The organism is Bacillus gaemokensis, from assembly GCF_001590835.1.
In the GTDB taxonomy this organism is placed as follows: Bacteria; Bacillota; Bacilli; order Bacillales; family Bacillaceae_G; genus Bacillus_A; species Bacillus_A gaemokensis.
The window spans coordinates 171,003-189,178 of the sequence record NZ_LTAQ01000002.1; the positions used below are offsets into that span (position 1 = coordinate 171,003).

At 37.0% G+C, this 18,176-nt stretch carries 16 protein-coding genes; 5 read left to right on the forward strand and 11 right to left on the reverse strand.

Annotation, left to right across the window (positions count from 1 at the left end; translation table 11 throughout):
- Positions 1-15: 15 nt before the first annotated feature.
- Positions 16-2,241, reverse strand: coding sequence for a DNA helicase PcrA (gene pcrA / locus AZF08_RS06380; RefSeq protein ID WP_033674541.1), 2,226 nt, complete (start codon positions 2,239-2,241; stop codon positions 16-18).
- Between the two features lie 12 nt (positions 2,242-2,253).
- Complete coding sequence (gene pcrB, locus AZF08_RS06385; RefSeq protein WP_033674533.1) at positions 2,254-2,943, reverse strand: heptaprenylglyceryl phosphate synthase; 690 nt, start codon at positions 2,941-2,943, stop codon at positions 2,254-2,256.
- A gap of 514 nt (positions 2,944-3,457) precedes the next feature.
- Here pcrB and AZF08_RS06390 point away from each other — a divergent pair.
- From AZF08_RS06390 to AZF08_RS06400, 3 genes are all read left to right on the forward strand, one after another.
- Positions 3,458-3,832, forward strand: coding sequence for a YgaP family membrane protein (locus AZF08_RS06390; RefSeq protein WP_033678516.1), 375 nt, complete (start codon positions 3,458-3,460; stop codon positions 3,830-3,832).
- A 240-nt stretch (positions 3,833-4,072) separates the two neighbouring features.
- Positions 4,073-4,918: an SPFH domain-containing protein gene (locus tag AZF08_RS06395; protein WP_033678514.1), complete on the forward strand. Its 846-nt coding sequence runs from the start codon at positions 4,073-4,075 to the stop codon at positions 4,916-4,918.
- Between the two features lie 15 nt (positions 4,919-4,933).
- Positions 4,934-5,098 (forward strand): toxin-antitoxin system HicB family antitoxin, encoded by a 165-nt coding sequence (locus AZF08_RS06400; protein ID WP_033678510.1) that lies wholly within the window; start codon positions 4,934-4,936, stop codon positions 5,096-5,098.
- A gap of 165 nt (positions 5,099-5,263) precedes the next feature.
- Here the strand turns inward: AZF08_RS06400 and AZF08_RS06405 are convergent, their stop codons facing one another.
- Both AZF08_RS06405 and AZF08_RS06410 read right to left on the reverse strand, forming a co-directional pair.
- On the reverse strand, positions 5,264-5,446 hold the full coding sequence (locus AZF08_RS06405; protein WP_033678507.1) for a hypothetical protein: 183 nt from the start codon (positions 5,444-5,446) through the stop codon (positions 5,264-5,266).
- A gap of 177 nt (positions 5,447-5,623) precedes the next feature.
- Complete coding sequence (locus tag AZF08_RS06410; protein ID WP_033678503.1) at positions 5,624-6,508, reverse strand: LysR family transcriptional regulator; 885 nt, start codon at positions 6,506-6,508, stop codon at positions 5,624-5,626.
- Positions 6,509-6,631: 123 nt separating this feature from the next.
- Here AZF08_RS06410 and AZF08_RS06415 point away from each other — a divergent pair, with 123 nt between their 5' ends.
- On the forward strand, positions 6,632-7,831 hold the full coding sequence (locus tag AZF08_RS06415; RefSeq protein ID WP_033678501.1) for a YbfB/YjiJ family MFS transporter: 1,200 nt from the start codon (positions 6,632-6,634) through the stop codon (positions 7,829-7,831).
- 132 nt (positions 7,832-7,963) lie between these two features.
- Here AZF08_RS06415 and gcvPB read toward each other — a convergent pair whose 3' ends face one another.
- The 3 genes from gcvPB to AZF08_RS06430 are packed head-to-tail and all read right to left on the reverse strand — an operon-like array spanning position 7,964 to position 11,760.
- Positions 7,964-9,535 (reverse strand): aminomethyl-transferring glycine dehydrogenase subunit GcvPB, encoded by a 1,572-nt coding sequence (gene gcvPB / locus AZF08_RS06420; protein ID WP_153019485.1) that lies wholly within the window; start codon positions 9,533-9,535, stop codon positions 7,964-7,966.
- 29 nt (positions 9,536-9,564) lie between these two features.
- Positions 9,565-10,953 carry an aminomethyl-transferring glycine dehydrogenase subunit GcvPA gene (gene gcvPA / locus AZF08_RS06425; protein WP_033678497.1) on the reverse strand — a complete coding sequence of 463 codons (1,389 nt, stop codon included), beginning with the start codon at positions 10,951-10,953 and terminating at the stop codon, positions 9,565-9,567.
- 30 nt (positions 10,954-10,983) lie between these two features.
- Positions 10,984-11,760: an SDR family NAD(P)-dependent oxidoreductase gene (locus AZF08_RS06430; RefSeq protein ID WP_033678494.1), complete on the reverse strand. Its 777-nt coding sequence runs from the start codon at positions 11,758-11,760 to the stop codon at positions 10,984-10,986.
- A gap of 187 nt (positions 11,761-11,947) precedes the next feature.
- Here AZF08_RS06430 and AZF08_RS06435 point away from each other — a divergent pair, with 187 nt between their 5' ends.
- Positions 11,948-13,354: a sigma-54 interaction domain-containing protein gene (locus tag AZF08_RS06435; protein ID WP_033678491.1), complete on the forward strand. Its 1,407-nt coding sequence runs from the start codon at positions 11,948-11,950 to the stop codon at positions 13,352-13,354.
- 159 nt (positions 13,355-13,513) lie between these two features.
- On the opposite strand, the gene purD is transcribed toward AZF08_RS06435, so the two are convergent.
- The 4 genes from purD to purM form a co-directional block, all read right to left on the reverse strand.
- The gene (gene purD / locus AZF08_RS06440; protein ID WP_033678488.1) at positions 13,514-14,779 is read right to left on the reverse strand and encodes a phosphoribosylamine--glycine ligase; all 1,266 of its coding nucleotides are present in this window, start codon (positions 14,777-14,779) and stop codon (positions 13,514-13,516) included.
- 133 nt (positions 14,780-14,912) lie between these two features.
- Complete coding sequence (gene purH / locus AZF08_RS06445) at positions 14,913-16,448, reverse strand: bifunctional phosphoribosylaminoimidazolecarboxamide formyltransferase/IMP cyclohydrolase (protein ID WP_033678485.1); 1,536 nt, start codon at positions 16,446-16,448, stop codon at positions 14,913-14,915.
- A gap of 24 nt (positions 16,449-16,472) precedes the next feature.
- On the reverse strand, positions 16,473-17,060 hold the full coding sequence (gene purN, locus AZF08_RS06450) for a phosphoribosylglycinamide formyltransferase (RefSeq protein WP_033678482.1): 588 nt from the start codon (positions 17,058-17,060) through the stop codon (positions 16,473-16,475).
- Positions 17,057-18,097 (reverse strand): phosphoribosylformylglycinamidine cyclo-ligase, encoded by a 1,041-nt coding sequence (gene purM / locus AZF08_RS06455; RefSeq protein WP_033678478.1) that lies wholly within the window; start codon positions 18,095-18,097, stop codon positions 17,057-17,059. Before purM ends, purN begins: the two co-directional genes overlap by 4 nt.
- Positions 18,098-18,176: the final 79 nt, after the last annotated feature.

Consider the following 18,176-nt stretch of genomic DNA (forward strand, 5'->3'; position numbering starts at 1 on the left):
ATCCTCATTCCTTTCCTATTGTTTCGTCACAGGTGCAAATTTTGCTAATAAACGTTTAATGCCAATTGGACTTGGGAATGCAATATCTAATTCTTTTGCATCTCCTTCGCCTTTCACACTTACAACTGTACCAATGCCCCATTTTTGATGGGACGCTTTGTCACCTACAGCCCAGCCAAATTGCTCTCCTCCCGTCGTTTTCACTGCCTGCCGCACAAATGCTGAACGAGAACGTGTTGTCGTCCCCGCCGTTCTTGCCTTTGCACCGAACGTTTCACGCTTCGGTGTTGTCTCATTTAATGATTCAAGTAATTCTGTAGGAATTTCTGAAATAAATCGAGACGCTGCATTCATGTTTGTTCTACCAAATAAAGTACGCATTTGTGCATTCGATAAATATAATTCTTCTTCCGCACGAGTAATGCCGACATACGCAAGGCGACGCTCCTCCTGCATTTCATCTTCTTCCATAAGAGATCGAGTATGCGGGAAAACTCCTTCTTCTAAACCAACAATAAAGACAACCGGGAACTCCAATCCTTTTGCAGAGTGCATTGTCATTAAAATAACTTCTTCACCTGCAGTTGGATCCTCGTCCACACGATCAATATCTGCAACAAGCGCTAAATCTGTTAAGAAAGCAACAAGACTCTTATCTTCACTTTGTGATTCAAATGTTTGTGTAACAGATAGAAACTCATCTAAGTTTTCAAGACGGCCTTCCGCTTCTAAAGAACGTTCATTCTTTAACATGTCACGGTAGCCTGTTTTTTCAATTACTTCCTCTACTAATTCTGTAACTGATAAGTATTCCTGCATATTCACCCAATTGTGTAATTGACTTGCAAATTCTTTGACTGCTTTCGTAATTTTTGCACTTACGCCAACATGCTCTATTTCATCCATCACAGCCGTTAATGAAATACCATTTTGTACGCCATAGTTAATAATTTTATCAATGGACGTGGCACCGATTCCTCTCTTCGGCATGTTAATAATACGTGCAAAGCTAATCTCATCGTCTGGGTTTGCAATTAAACGTAAGTATGCCAAGATATCTTTAATCTCTTTCCGATCATAGAACTTAATGCCGCCGACAATTTTGTATGGAATATTCGATTTCAAGAAAATTTCCTCGACCATACGAGACTGCGCATTTGTACGATATAGTACCGCAAAATCTGTGTATTTTCGATTTCCCATTTGAATTTCATCGCGAATTTTTTTCGCAACAAAATATGCTTCATCCTTTTCCGTTGCAGCACGGTAATACGAAAGTTTGCTTCCAACTTGATTATCCGTCCATAACTTCTTCGGTTTACGATTTGAATTTTTTTCAATTACAGCATTGGCTGCATTTAAAATATTTTGTGATGAACGGTAGTTTTGCTCTAACAAAATAACCTGTGCATTTTCATAGTCTTTTTCAAATGACAAAATATTAGAAATATCTGCTCCGCGCCAACGATAGATCGACTGATCCGAATCACCAACAACGCAAAGATTTTTAAACCGAGCCGCTAGTTTATTTACAAGAATGTATTGCGCTCGGTTTGTATCTTGATACTCATCAACGTGAATATACTGGAATTTACGCTGGTAGAATTCCAATACTTCTGGAATTCGCTCAAATAAATGAATCGTCGTCATAATTAAATCATCAAAGTCTAATGAATTATTTTTCAAAAGACGCTTTTGATATTCTGTATATACATCACTTGTTAATTTCTCAAATGGATCTGCAATAGTAATTTGCTTTGCGTACTTATCAGCAGATAACAATTCATTCTTTGCATTGCTAATACCAGATAAAATAGAACGTGGATCAAATTTCTTCGGATCAATGTTACGCTCTTTCATGATTTTTTTTACAACAGTAAGTTGATCACTTGCATCTAAAATCGTAAAGTTACGATTAATCCCAATGCGGTCAATATCACGTCGTAAAATACGTACGCACATTGAGTGGAATGTAGAAATCCAAATATCTTCTGCCTCTGGACCAACAAGCGTATCAATACGCTCACGCATTTCACGAGCTGCTTTATTTGTAAAGGTAATTGCTAGTACATTCCAAGGTGCTACACCTTTTTCACCAAGTAAATATGCAATTCGATGCGTTAGCACACGCGTCTTACCACTACCTGCACCTGCCATTAATAGAAGTGGCCCACTTGTTGTTCGTACTGCCTTTTGTTGCTCTGGATTTAAACCATTTAATAATCTATCTGTTATACTCATATGTGCCTTCACCTACTCTCCTTTCACAGCTTTTACCGTTTGTAAAGCTGCTTTTATATCATCATAAATTACATTTCCAACAACGACTGTATCAGCATACTGCGCCATTTCTTTTGCTTCTTTCGCACTTGAAATTCCGCCGCCATAATATAGCTTCGCTTGTTGTAATTCTGCTTTTACATTCTTAACGAGTTCGATATCTCCATAAGTACCACTATACTCTAAGTAGAAGATTGGCATGTTGAGAAGCTTGTCTGCCATACGTGCATATGCAATCACATCATCTTCTGTTAAATCACATTTCGCCTCTGTAAGCTGGGCTACTTTCGCTTCTGGGTTTAGAACACAATATCCTTCCATGAAAATTTCATCCCAGTTCATAATATCCCCAAATTCTTTCAATGCTTCATGGTGAATTCCCGTTACCCATTCCACTTTTCGGCTATTTAAAACACTTGGGATATAATAAAAATCAAATCCTGGTGTAAGTGCTTCAAGATCAGAAACCTCTAACACACAAGGAACTGCATATCTACGAATGCTTACTAGCATGTGTAATACATTATCAATTGTTACTCCATCACTTCCGCCTACAATTACTGCGTCTGTTCCAGATTCACAAATCATTTCTAAATGTTCATCGCTTAATTCCTTATTGGGATCAAGCTTAAATACATGTTTCCATCCGGAAATATCGTACATGAAAACACCCTTTCTTTTGTCTAATCACCTTTATGTTCTTGTTCAAAAAGGAGGAGCAAAAAAGCCGAGCAGTTCGAAGCGCAGAAGCCAGGAGGATACGAAGTGTAGCTTATACTACATGAATACCGGACTGGCGACGTAACAAAGAAATGCGACAGCTTTCTTGACCGGACTTTTTAAACTTCCTCTAACAATACAGGTTTAAAAAGGAGGAGCAAGAGAACCGAGCAGTTCGAGGCGCAGAAGCCAGGAGGATACGGAGTGTAGCTTATACTACATGAGTACCGGACTGGCAATGCAACGAAGAAATGTGAAGGTTATCTTGACCGGACTTTTTAAACTTCCTTTTATGCATTCTTACATTATAACAAAAAAAGACACATACACACACGCCCAATCCAACATCTTTTTCACCGTCAAATGTTGGTTTACATATCGTAAAACTTACATGGAATAATAATAACTGAAATAGTATTTTCTATTTCTAAACGAGTAAAGAAGGAGTATTTTTCTAATGAAGCAAAATATCAGCATAATCAATGCCCTAATTCGAATCACACTCGGTTTTGTCCTGGTAAGTTGTAGCACAGCTAAACTTGTACGTAAACCATGGTGCACTTGGTCTACAATTTTGCTGTGGCTTGGCGCAATGAGAATTGCAGAGGGAATTGTTCGTTTCTGTCCTATTGTTGAAGCATGTAAATTTGGAAAATATATGAACATCAGTAACTTTAAAATGCCAAGCATGGATTTTAATAAAAAAGGATATGCTAAAGAAGAAGTAACTCATAATTCCGATGGCAAATCAGAGTCAACAGGAAGTTATGATACTTCGGACAAAGAGATTGAGTCAGCGATTGAAGAAGCAATCCTGGCAAAACCGCTTTGAATCATTTGTCACGATGCAAGATGCTCTCAAAGAGACTTAGCTGCTACAGTGGGCGGCTAAGTCTTCTTTATTTTACCACAAAACAGAACTAACGTTCCTGTTCGATTACACTTTTCCCCTAATATTTTTCGCATAAAATTGATATTTACAATTTTTAATGTTTTTTCTGAAAATTAGGTATTTTACCCTTGTATAAAGTGATATAAAAGTGATATCATTTTTATATCAGGAGGCGATCATATGAAAGAAAAACAAGTATTTTATGTAAATGGTTTTCTAGGTATTATTGGTCTTTTAGCTTTAGCGGGTATTGGTGTATTTTTCCTTGTACAAGAAACATTCGTAGTAGCTATCTTGTTTCTTGTTTTAGCTGGTATCCTTGGCACAGGGATTGGAATTGTTCAGCCTAACCAAGCAAAAGTAATTACGTTTTTTGGTAACTATTTAGGAACAATCCGTAATAATGGTTTATTTTTAACAATTCCATTCGCCCTTCGTCAAACCGTTTCTCTACGCGTTGAAAATTTTAATAGTAAAAAATTAAAGGTGAACGATGTCGATGGGAATCCGATTGAAATTGCAGCTGTTGTTGTGTATAAAGTTGTTGATTCAGCAAAAGCAATCTTCGGTGTTGAGCATTATGATGAATTTGTAGAAATTCAAAGTGAGACAGCAATTCGTCACGTCGCAACGAAATATCCGTATGATAATTTCCAAGACGAAAATTGCATCACACTACGCGGAAATTCTGAAGAAATTTCTGAAGAATTACGACGTGAATTAGAGGCTCGTTTAGAAATCGCAGGTGTTGAAGTATTAGAAACACGCTTAACACATTTAGCTTACGCAACAGAAATTGCTCATGCAATGCTCCAGCGTCAACAAGCAAAAGCAGTGTTAGCAGCAAGAAAAGAGATTGTCGAAGGTGCTGTGAAAATGGCCAAAGATTCGATTCATATGTTAGATGAAGAGGGCGTACTTGATTTAGATGACGAGCGTAAAGCAAATATGGTGAACAACTTATTGGTTGCCATCGTTTCAGATAAAGGGGCACAACCAGTTATTAATACAGGAAGTCTTTATTAAAGGTTGTAGGTAATTATGGCCAAAAAGAAAAGCTTTCCATTACGTATTGATCCTGAATTACACGCAGTCATCGAAAAATGGGCGAATGATGAATTTCGCAGCGTCAACGCTCACATCGAGTATTTACTTCGAGAAATGGCAAAGCAAAAAGGAAAACTAAAAAAAGAGAATGATTCTTAAATTGATGTAAAAAATCCCTTTAGTAAGTAACATCTAAAGGGATTTTTTGTTTATTTTAATAAGGTGTTATCCCCTTAAAAAACGGAACAAGGATAATAACCAGAGATATAAATAATAACATATATGTTAAAATAGAGAATGAAAACTCTTTTTGACGTATGGATTTTAAAATAGTACGGTAAATAAAATAAAAGCCACAGCTACGCAAATTACCCATACGTTACCTTGAAACGCCACATCAGCTAAATTGTAAACAGGTTCTAAAATATAGACGGTAACTATAACCCCAAAAACATAGAATCCTATAACCTTTATCATTTCTATTAAAGATCTAATAAACTCATTCAATAGTCATCCTCCTTATCAGATATTTTGTTCACGTAATTTCCTTTGACAATAGTTAACTGAAATTCTCTGAAGTCCAAACAGTTATCTCCTCTCTAGGTACAGCAATCAGTAACAGTAACCATTTATATTTTTCTTTTTTCTAATTACTTTTCATATTAGGTAATCATTTGATATGTTTTAGGAATATTTACAATTCCCCTTTTCTTCTATGCTATAAAGCAATTTAATAAACCCACATAATGCTGCTGTTTTCACACTATCTTTCCGATAAATAAAGTACGTTGGAATAAATCTATTCTCGTTTTGTAAAGGTATACGAAGAAGCTCTTGTTGAAAGTCAAACTGCTCCGCAACTTCTTTTGGAAGTAGAGCAACCCCAAGCCCAGCTTTGACACAGCCCACAATACCATCCAAAGAGTTTAACTCCATCAATTTTCGCGGAACAACACCTTCGGATAATAACCATTCTTCTAATACCTTTCTATAAAAACAACCAGATTGGAAAACAATAAAAGACTGATCCGCCATATACTTATGATCCAATAAAAAACTTCTCTTCGACATTAACATCATTTCCTCTTGAAATACTTCTATCTTTTCTAATGCCGGATCATCAATGCTATTCGCTACAAAAGCCCCTTCTAATTCATGTAAAAGTATTTTTTTTGTTAATTCTCCTGTACTATTCGTTTGTAACATAATCTCGACTTCAGGATATTGTGCATGAAAATTAGAAAGAATAGCTGGCAATCTAACTGCCGCTGCAGTTTCCATCGCTCCGATCTTGAGCATTCCTCCTGGTAAATTCGTATATTTTATCTCTCTCTTTGACTCATTCAATATTTGAATCATTTTCTCAGCGTATGTTAACAGTTTTTCTCCTGCAGGCGTTAATGTCATTCCATTTCTATGGCGATAAAATAACTGTGTTTCGTATTCTGCTTCTAACCTTTTTATTTTTGCCGTTATATTGGATTGGACAAAATTAAGCCTAGTTGCTGCTTTCGAAATACTTTTCTCTTGCGCAACCATATAAAATGCGACAAAATCTTGTAAATTCATATTTCTCCTGTCCTTTCATTCGTATCACTATTTTTGATATCACGTATTAAAAAACAGTATTTTACTCCTTCTGTACATTTCCCTATCATATGTATTAGAAACTGTTTCAAGAAGGGAGATTACATGAACGAAACGAAAACGTGGAAAATAATTTCATCTGGTATATTTGCACTAGTAGCCGTAATGGGAATTAGTCGCTTTGCCTATACACCTATTATCTCTTTTATGGAAAAACAAGCTCATGTTGAAGATGACCTCGCTGGATATTTAGCTTCCAGTAACTACCTTGGCTATTTACTCGGTGCATTCTTCATCGGGTTTGTTACAATAAAAAATCGTGAAAAATTGTTACATCATTGTTTATTTCTTAATATCCTCTCAACTCTTTCTATGGGATTTACCTCATATATTTTCTTATGGTTTCCACTTCGATTTATTGGTGGTTTTACAAGTGCCATCGTATTTGTTCTTGCTTCTAGTATTGTTTTAGATTATTTATTTCATCGGAATAAGGTTGTACTAAGTGGGATGATTTATAGTGGTGTTGGCATCGGAATTATTTTAGCTGGATTATTCGCTCCTTTATTAAACTCCATTTGGTATTGGCATGGTGCTTGGATTGGATTAGGCCTTATTAGCTTTAGTTTAGCTATTTTTGTATGGAAATGGTTAAAAGAGGATACTAGACATACAATACAAAAATTAAAAGCTACTTCAATAAATACCGCACATAGAAAAAACTATTTATTTTGGCTCATTTTAGCTTATGGATTTGAAGGATTTGGCTATATTATTACCGGAACCTTTCTTGTCACCATTGTAGAGAGAATTACTCTATCTCCCTTTTATGCATCTTGTAGCTGGATTATTGTTGGTATCGCCGTCATTCCATCTAGTTATATTTGGTCAAACATTGCTCAAAAGTATGGAACAACACGAGCTCTTATCTCCGCCTACTTTTTACAAATTATAAGCGTTCTCTCCCCACTCCTTATTCCCAACGTAATCGGAGCATTTTTGAGTGCTTTTCTTCTCGGAGCGACATTCGTAGGAATCACCATTTTAACAACGACAGAAGCAAAAAGAATCAAACCAAATGAAAGTAATAAAATTATCGGTTATACAACTGGAATTTATGGTATTGGACAAATTATTGGACCAATCTTTACAGGTATCATCGCAAAACAAACACAAAACTTCTATCTTCCACTCATTGGCGCTGCACTTACATTGGTTATTTCTATTGTTCTGTTGTTGATTGGCGAATTAAAATGTAGACAGGTTCATGGTAAACGAACTTATATAGATACAAACAGATTATAACTTCTTGAAACATTCAACGTGAAATACCCTTTCTCCTATCTATGAAGGAAATCCAGCCATACAAAAATACACCCGCTGACTGCGGGTGTATAATAAAAAATGGAGTGTTAATCAATTGTCCCTCTCTTTACTTCAAATTAATTCCGGTAACTGCACCTTCTTCTGATACGCTCTCCATGTAATACACCACTTTTTCGGATTATCGAGAAAATCTTGTTCATCTAATTTATGGATGGTACTATTTTGCGGGGCGTTTTGAATAACTTCAGGTTTTTCATAGGCTTCCTTCGAAACTTGCTCAAGAGCTGCAATATACTCATCCAAATCAGCCTTAGAGTAGCTTTCTGTCGGTTCAAGCGTAAACGGCTGAGGTACGATATATGGGTGGTGACTGGTCCAATAGTGTAAGCCGAAATCCGCCATTCTTCTTTGGACATCTTCTGTTGTAATACCAGTTTCATTTTTCATCTCTTCCCAGCTATAACGAACTTGTTCAAGACGCTGTCCTTTCACATATGGAGCACTTGCACCACGAATCTTTTGTACTTTGTGATACATATAGTTGTTATTTAGCACAGCGGTTTTCGCCACTTCTTTTAATCCATCTGGACCAAGAGCACGAATCCATGCATAAGATCTTAGAATTGTTTGCGCTACCCCATGAAAAGCGCGTACTTTCCCAATAGAATGTTTCAAGCCATTGTTTAAATAATATTTCCCCTCATCATACTCGACAATTGGTCCTGGTAAATATTCTTTTAACTCTTTGCTCACACCAAGTGCACCTGTTGCGGGCCCACCACACATATGCGGAGCAGCAAATGTTTTATGAAGGTTAAAGAAACACATATCAAATCCTGCTTCTTTTGCTCTAGTAATTCCAAGGAGGCCATTCGCATTTGCCTGATCATAGTAACAAATCCCACCAGCTTCATGTACGACCTTTGTAAATTCTTTAATTTTCGAATTAAAAATCCCTGTATCTTCAGGATTTGCAACAACGAAACCTGCCGTCCGCTCCGAAACAACTGCCTTTAACTTTTCAAGATCAGGAAATCCATCTTCATCCGGATGAAGTGTAATGATTTTAAATCCTTTGACGGCTGCTGTGGCTGCTTGCGAAGGATGAGAAAAAATGGTTGTAATAATTTCATTCCGTTTTTCCCCTTCCCCTCGAGATTCATGATATTTTCTTACAATGGAAGCCATGGCAAATAATGCTTGCGTGCCACCACTCGGCTGAAATGAAAAGTGATCCATACCAGAGATTTCTCTCATACAAAGATCCAATTTATATATGATTTCTAACATCCCTTGAACCGTACTTTCATCTTGAAGAGGATGCAGTTCCATTATTTTAGGACTTCGTACTAACAATTCATTGATTTTTGGGATATATTTCATCGTGCAAGTACCTTGCCCAATCTCAACGTTAAAATCTGATCCTAACGTTTCTTGCGAAAGCCTGACATAGTGTCTTAGCACACGCGCCTGACCAATTTCCGGAAGTTTCGGTCTTTCTTTTCTATACATAGAACTAGGAATCTTCGAAACTCCATCTCCAACTTCCTTCACAATTGTTTGATCCACTAATGGAATCTCCACTCCTCTTTCTCCCTGCTGATGAAGCTCAAAAATAATTGGCTCATTCCATTTTGCTTGATGAAAGTCACGAACTTGACTATTCCTTTTAATTTTTTTCATGAGTTGGTTCTCCTTTCTGTTCATCTTTTTTAATTCGACACAACCTCTTGAAGAGCATCAATTAACCGATCAAGCTCTTCCTTCGTATGTACTTCCGTAACGCAATATAAAGCACATTGACCAAATATAGGAAATTCTTTTAAAATATCCTTTCCTCCAAATATTTGTTTTTCTAATAATCTCTTATTTATTATTTCTACTGATAAACCAGTCTCATTAAAATCGACAAGAAATTCTTTAAAGAATGGAGAACTTAATCTTGAACCTCTCACTCCAGGAGTTTTGTTCAGTTGTTTCACTGCATATTGACTATTTTGCATAATCGTTTGACCTAATTCATACATGCCATTCGGTCCAAGTAACGATAAATAGACCCCAGCTGTAATACCCCATAACGCTGTTTGTGTACCAACTGATTCTTTTCCTTTTTCACGAAGTGCAAAAGATGTCCTGTCATAAGCTACATCACCAAAGCCGTACTCTCCTTCTTTTACTGTTGGCATAATTCCAAATAGACGTGAAGGATATTCACTAATAAACTTTTCTTCATCTCTTGTAGCAATAAATCCCGCTTGCCCTCCGCTATAGTTCATATGCATACCAAGTGGCTGCAAATCACCACAAACAATATCTGCTTGATAGTGACTTGGCGGTGCCAATACTCCAAGCGACATAGGATCAACACCAACAACAACTAGTACATCGGACTGATTCGCAATTCCCGCAATTTCCATACCTTGTGATTCAATAAAACCTAAATAAGACGGGTTTTCAAAATAAATTGCTGCTGTATCAGAAGATATCTTATTCTTTAAATCTTCTAAATCAAGGAGACCATTGTCAGCGTCATAACCGACAAAAACAAATTCAAGATCTGGAGACCCATAATTTCGAATAATTTTCATCCTTTCTGGTGATATGGTTTTCGCCACTAATACCTTTGTTCTTTTTGTTATACGAGCAGCCATTCTAATTGATGTAGCCGCTGCTTGCCCCCAATCAAACGTCGGCACATTTACAACATCCATATCAACAAGTTCAGCTACTAAACTTTGATATTCAAATAATGCTTGGAATCTACCATGATCCTCATAAGGTTCACCAGCATATGCCGTTAGAAATTCAGATCGTTGATTTACTTCATCACAAACTGCTGGTATAAAATGTTGCCAACAACCTGCTCCTAGAAAATTTAGATATTCATTTGTACTCGTATTTTTACACAATATCCCCTCAATATGGCGACGCAATTCGTATTCCGTCAGTGCCTTTGGAATGTTCATTTCATCTTTCAACTTTAGTTCATCCGGTATACAGGCGTATAATTCCATCACTGATTCAGCATCTATTTCTTTTAACATCTCTTTCTTTACTTCAGGTACCATATTTGGAATGTAAGGATGTACCTTTTTCGTCATCGTAATACCCCCTTATTAAAATCAATTCAATTATGCTAAACCTCCACCATCAACAACAAGTTCCGTTCCTGTCACCCAAGATGACAAATCGCTAGCTAAAAATAAAACACCTTTTGCAATATCACGAGGCGTACCAATTTTTGATAAAGGTCGATCTGTTGCTGATTCTTTCAAAAATGTACCCTCTTCTACATGTAATTGCTTCGCCTCATCACGTAATAACTGTGTATCTGTATCACCTGGACATATGCAATTCACTCGAATATTTTGTGGACCATGGTCAATTGCCATTGCTTTCGTTAAATTCACAACACCGGCCTTCGCAGCACAATAAGCCGCGGCTTTATCTCCTCCTTTTAGTCCCCATCCAGAACCTGTATTAATAATGCTCCCACCTTGCTTTTCAGCCATAATTGGAATGATATATTTAGATAAGAGGTACACACCTTTTAATGAAACATTAATAACTGAATCCCATTCTCTTTCCTCTAATTCAACAACTGTTTTTCTTCTAATGATGCCTGCATTATTAAACAGCACATCAACGTTTCCATACACTCTTCTAATATGCTCACTAACCTTTTTGCAATCTAGTTCACTTGTTACATCGCATTTCAAAAATTCTGCTTGCCTTCCCTCATCTCGTAAACTCTGTGCGGCCTGCATACCTTTTTCTTCATCAATATCTAAAAGAAGGACGGTAGCTCCTACTTCAGCAAAAATAGTTGCGGTCGCATACCCAATCCCTGATGCCGCTCCAGTCACAACTGCTACTTTATCCTTTAATTGAAAATAATCTCTTTCCATAAAAAAACTCCTTTATTCGCATCTACTATTTATTAAGCAAAAAGCATGCCAACTTCATCACATGATAAACCCTTGCTACAACAAGTACTCTCTCTATGAGCAATTGACACTTTTGACAACCTTTTGACACTTTTTGATTTTTCGGAATTACCATACAATAAAACTATAAAAGAAGGGAGGATTTAACTTGTCCACGATCACAGCAATCACAAAAATTATTCATACATTTGCCGAGCTGTTACAAATAGAAATCGCCTATTTCAATCATGAAGGACTATTAATTTCTTCAACACAAGAATATAAAAAAAAGAAAGGAGAGCGTGTATACCTCCCCTTTTTCCAAAAGCTCTATGAACATCCTATTACCTTTGTACATAAACCAGGGCATATGAATATGTGTCATGGTTGTCATTTTCAAAAAAGCTGTCCATCAACTGCGGAAATTATACAAAATATGATTCAAAATGAATGCCACTACGGCTATCTTTCATTCGTTAGTTTTTCAAAAGACAAGCAACAGAAATTAATCGATCAACAAAAAGAATTTATCTATTGGATGGAAAAATTAAAAGGGATTATTACCGAAATTATTCATGAAACCAATTATTCTACTTCCAAAATAGGAACAAAATTAAAACAAACTGATTATATCCTTGGAAACAGCTATACATTGCAAAACATAAAAGAAATCTTAAGGAATATGAAAAGTAGTACCTCCTCTATCGTTATTACAGGGGAAACAGGGACTGGAAAAAGCTTACTGGCAAAACTTATTCATGAACAAAGCATATTTCAAAGGGGCGATTTTGTTGAAATAAATTGTGCTAGTATTCCTGAATCTTTATTCGAAAGTGAACTCTTTGGTTATGAGGAAGGTGCATTTACGGGAGCAAGAAAAAAGGGAAAGCCAGGTTACTTTGAAATGGCTGATCGAGGAACACTATTTTTAGACGAAATTGCCGATCTCCCTCTCCATTTACAGCCAAAATTATTGAAAGTACTGCAAGATGGTGTTGTACAAAGAATTGGTGGAACACTTCCTAAAAAAGTTAATGTCCGGATTATCACTGCATCCAATCAATCATTACAAAAATTGATGAAAGCTAAACAATTCCGTTCGGACCTTTACTACAGACTAAATGTTATTCCTATCCACTTGCCACCATTAAGAGAACGAAAAGAAGACTTTACGAAACTAGTTCCCTTCTTAATTGAAAAATTACAAACAAGAACAGGAAAATTCATTCAAACTCATACAGATGACTTCTTAGAAAAGTTAAAGCAATATCACTGGCCGGGGAACATTCGTGAATTGGAGAATATTATTGAATACGGTATGAATATGGAGAAGAGCGGAAAATTAACAAAATCATCATTACCAGAATTTCTACAAAATAATTCAACTTCACTATATGCACCTTCAAAGCAACACGGTGCATTACAAGAAGCTGAAAAAGAGAGTATTATTCAAAAGCTTCATTATTACGGTTATGATTATGAAGGAAAAAAGCAGGCTGCCGCTGCTTTAGGAGTTAGTGTGCGAACATTGTATAGAAAGATGGAGAAGCTCGGGATTTCAGGATCAACTAGATAGCGTAAAACTTTAGTTACTAGGGATTACTGCCCGCATAAGAATAACTCAAATCGTTTTTTGTATTTTGACCGAAGTTAATGTCCGAAGTCAAGCTTTGAATAAAGAAGAAAAGGAAAAGCTAGTTACTAAAAAAGAAGCTAACATATTTTATGTTAGCTTCTAGCAATCTACTTTTTCAATCGCCCGGTGTCCAATATCACTTCGATAAAATAAACCATCACTCTCAATTTTCTTGATTTCTTTATAAACTTTATCCTTCGCCTCTTGTAAGTCTTTTGCTTTGCAAGCGACGAATAGCACGCGACCACCATTTGTTACAAACTCTCCGTCTTTCACAGCTGTTCCTGCATGAAAGGCAATCACACCTTCTACTGTATCTAACCCGCGAATAACAGCACCTTTTTCATATACTTCCGGATATCCTTTTGAAGCAAGTACTACACCAATAATAGCGTCCTCAGACCATTTAAGCGTTAATTCTTCTCCATCTAATACGCTATTACATACATCCACTAAATCGTTGTCCAAACGAGGTAATACAACTTCTGTTTCCGGATCACCAAAGCGAGCATTGAATTCAATTACTTTCGGGCCTTCACTTGTTAAAATAAGTCCTGCATATAAAATCCCAGTAAATGAACGTCCTTCTTGAATCATCGCTTGAGCTGTTGGATGTAAAACCGTCTGGATTGCTATTTCAACCGCTGATTCTGGAATTTGTGGTACTGGAGAATATGCACCCATTCCTCCTGTATTCGGTCCTTTATCACCGTCAAAAGCGCGCTTATGATCTTGCGCAATTACCATCGGGTAAACATTCGTTCCATTCACGAATGCCATTAGAGAAAATTCTTGTCCATCTAAAAATTCTTCGATAACAACCTTTTTACTCGCTTCACCGAATTTCACATCTTGTAGCATTTCTTTTACAGCTTGTAGTGCTTCTTCTAGCGTCATTGCAACTACTACACCTTTACCAGCCGCTAAGCCATCCGCTTTAATGACGATTGGTGCGCCTACTTTGTTAATATAGGCTACTGCTTCCTCATAGTTTGTGAATGATTCATATGCTGCTGTTGGAATATCATACTTTTCCATAAGCTCTTTTGTAAAAGCTTTGCTTCCTTCAATTACAGCGGCTGCTTTATTAGGACCAAATACGCGAAGTCCCTCAGCTTCAAAACGATCGACGATTCCATTCATTAATGGAATTTCCGGACCAACAAATGTTAAAGCAATCTGATTTTCTTTCGCAAACAGGATAAGCGCATCAAAATCATTTTCATCAATAGCAACTGGTACCGCCACATCTTTCATGCCTTCATTCCCTGGTGCTACATATACCGTTTCTACTTGCTCAGACTGTGCAAACTTCCATGCTAAAGCATGCTCACGCCCACCGCGGCCAATTACTAAAACATTCATGTTTCATCCCCCATTATTCAAATAAGTACAAAATAGGAGCAATGCCCCTATTTTGCTTCTATTCGTTCGTGTTCAAAAAGAAGAATAAAGAAATGCGACAGTTATCTTTACCGGACTTTTTAAACCTCCTCTATTAATGTTTGAAATGACGTACGCCAGTAAACACCATCGTAATACCAAACTCATCCGCTTTTTTAATAGAGTCTTCATCACGAATTGATCCACCTGGTTGGATGATTGCTGTAATACCTGCTTTAGCAGCTTCTTCCACTGTATCTGGCATTGGGAAGAAGGCATCAGATGCAAGTGCGCTACCTTGCCCTTTTTCACCAGCTTGTGTGATCGCAATTTTTGCAGAGCCAACGCGGTTCATTTGTCCAGCTCCAACACCAATTGTCATATTATCCTTAGCTAAAACAATCGCATTTGATTTTACGTGCTTTACAACTTTCCAAGCTAGTTTTAAATCTTTCCATTCTTGCTCTGTTGGTTCACGTTTTGTTGGAATTGTAATTGCATCTTCTTCTAATGCTAAAGTATCTTCTTCTTGAACAAGAAGCCCACCTTGTACAGAAGTTAACTTTTTACTTGCACTTGCTGCCTTTTCAATATTTACAGTTAAAAGACGTAAGTTTTTCTTACTTTGCAGCACTTCTAAAGCTTCTTGTGAGAAAGAAGGTGCGATAATAATTTCTAAGAAAATCTCATGCAATTTTTCTGCTGTAGATTTATCAATTTCACGATTTGCTGCAATAATGCCTCCAAAGATTGATACTGGATCTGCTTCATAGGCACGTGTATATGCTTCATGAATATCAACTCCGGCTCCAACGCCGCACGGATTCATATGTTTTACTGCTACAACTGCTGGCTCTGTAAATTCTTTCACGATGCTAAGTGCTGCATCTGCATCGTTAATGTTATTGTAAGACAACTCTTTACCATGTAGTTGTTCTGCATATGCAACAGAAGAAGTTGCTGCAAATGGTGCTTTATAGAATGTTGCTTTTTGGTGTGGATTTTCGCCATAACGTAAATCCTGTTTTTTCTCAAATGTTACTGTTAATGTTTCTGGGCTGTCTTCTCCCATTTGTTCCGTTAAGTAGTTAGAAATTAATGCATCATATGCCGCTGTATGACGGAATACTTTTGCTGCTAATTTACGTTTTGTTTCATCCGTAACCTCACCGTTTTCTTGTAGCTCCGCTAGTACAACATCATAATCTGTTGGGTCAACGATAACTGATACAAACTTATGATTTTTCGCAGCTGAACGAATCATTGTTGGACCACCGATATCAATATTTTCAATTGCATCAGCAAACGTTACATCAGGCTTTGCGATTGTTTCTTTGAATGGATATAAGTTTACAACAACAAAGTCGATCGGCTCGATACCTAACTCATTCATCTGCGTTACATGCGTTTCATTATCACGTACTGCAAGTAAGCCACCGTGGATATTTGGATGTAATGTTTTTACACGACCATCCATAATCTCTGGGAAACCAGTTACTTCAGAAATACCAATTACTTGTAAGCCGTTTTCTTCTAATAATTTCTTCGTTCCACCTGTTGAAATAACTTCAATCCCTTGCTCAAGTAGCCCTTTAACAAATTCTACAACTCCGGTTTTATTTGAAACACTTACTAATGCACGCTTTTTCATTTATCCTTCACCCCTAGTTGAATGTTATTTAACAGTTGGTTCTTTCATAGATTTAACGATTTCGTTCACCGTATCTACGTACAATCTATGTTCAACACGTTGAATTTTCTTTTGTAAGCTCTCTCTTGTATCCGCTTCAGAAACAGCTACTGCTTCTTGGGCAATAATTGGTCCTGTATCCATTCCTGCATCTACATAATGGATTGTCACACCAGTTACTTTCACACCCGCTTCTAATGCTTGACCGACAGCATCTTTCCCTGGAAAACTTGGTAATAATGACGGATGAATGTTAATGATTTTACCACCGTATGCTTCGAGTAATGTCGACCCAATCAAACGCATATATCCTGCTAAAATAACACAATCAATCTCGTATTCTCGAAGTTTTTTTAATATCTCATTTTCAAATGCTTCTTTTGATTCATATTTTTTCGCGGAAAAAGCAAAGCAAGGAACGTGATGATAATGTGCCCGCCCGACAACACGTGCCTCAGGCTGGTCACATACTAATAAGCTAATATCAGCTTGTAATCTTTTTTCTTCCACTGCATCAATGAGCGCTTGGAAGTTAGATCCGCTTCCAGAGGCAAAGACTGCCAATCTACTCATAGTCCTGTGCCTCCATTAAAAGTAACACCTGCTCCTTTTACAGTGCGTCCAATAATATGTGCTTTTTCTCCTTGTTCTGCAAGAAGTTGAATAACAGCTTTTGCATCTTCTTCTTTTACTGCCACTACCATACCAATACCCATGTTAAAAATATTGAACATCTCTTTTTCTTCTAGTTTTCCAACCTCTTGAAGCAGGCTAAAAATCGGTTGAATTTGCCAAGATCCTAGTTCGATTTCTGCACCAATTCCTTCCGGCAACATACGTGGAATATTTTCAATAAAACCTCCGCCTGTAATATGTGCCATGCCATACACTTCATATTTCTTCAATAGTTCTAAAATAGGTTTGACATAAATTTTCGTTGGTTTTAATAATTCTTCACCAAGAGGTAGCTCTAAACGACCATGTATACGGTCTAAAGATAGCTGTCCATCTTCTAATAACACTTTGCGTACTAAAGAATAGCCATTACTATGAATACCGCTAGATGCTAAACCAATTAATACGTGACCATTTTCAATAGAATTACCTGTTACAATTTTCTTTTTATCAACGATCCCTACTGTAAAACCAGCTAAATCGTACTCTTCAGTGGAATACATACCTGGCATCTCAGCTGTTTCTCCGCCAATTAGTGCACATCCAGCTTGACGGCAACCTTCTGATATCCCTTTAACGATGTTTTCAATTTTACTAGGTTCTGCTTTACCACAAGCAATGTAATCAAGGAAGAAAAGCGGTTCTGCCCCTTGGACAACAATATCATTTACACACATTGCCACTGCATCAATACCAATCGTGTCATGTTTATCCATCATAAAAGCGAGCATCAATTTTGTACCCACGCCATCTGTTCCAGATACTAATACGGGTTCTTCTAATGCAAATTTTGATAGATCGAACATACCTCCAAAACCGCCTAGACCGCCTAGTACTTCTTTTCTCATTGTTGTTTGTACGTGTTTTTTCATACGAGATACAGCTTCATATCCAGCTTCAATATCTACTCCTGCTTGCTTATATGCATTCGCCATCGTTTTTTACACCTCGTCTTTTAATTTCTCCCACCCGAGCGGGCACTCTCTTTATAGAGCATGTTTTAGGAAAAAGCTA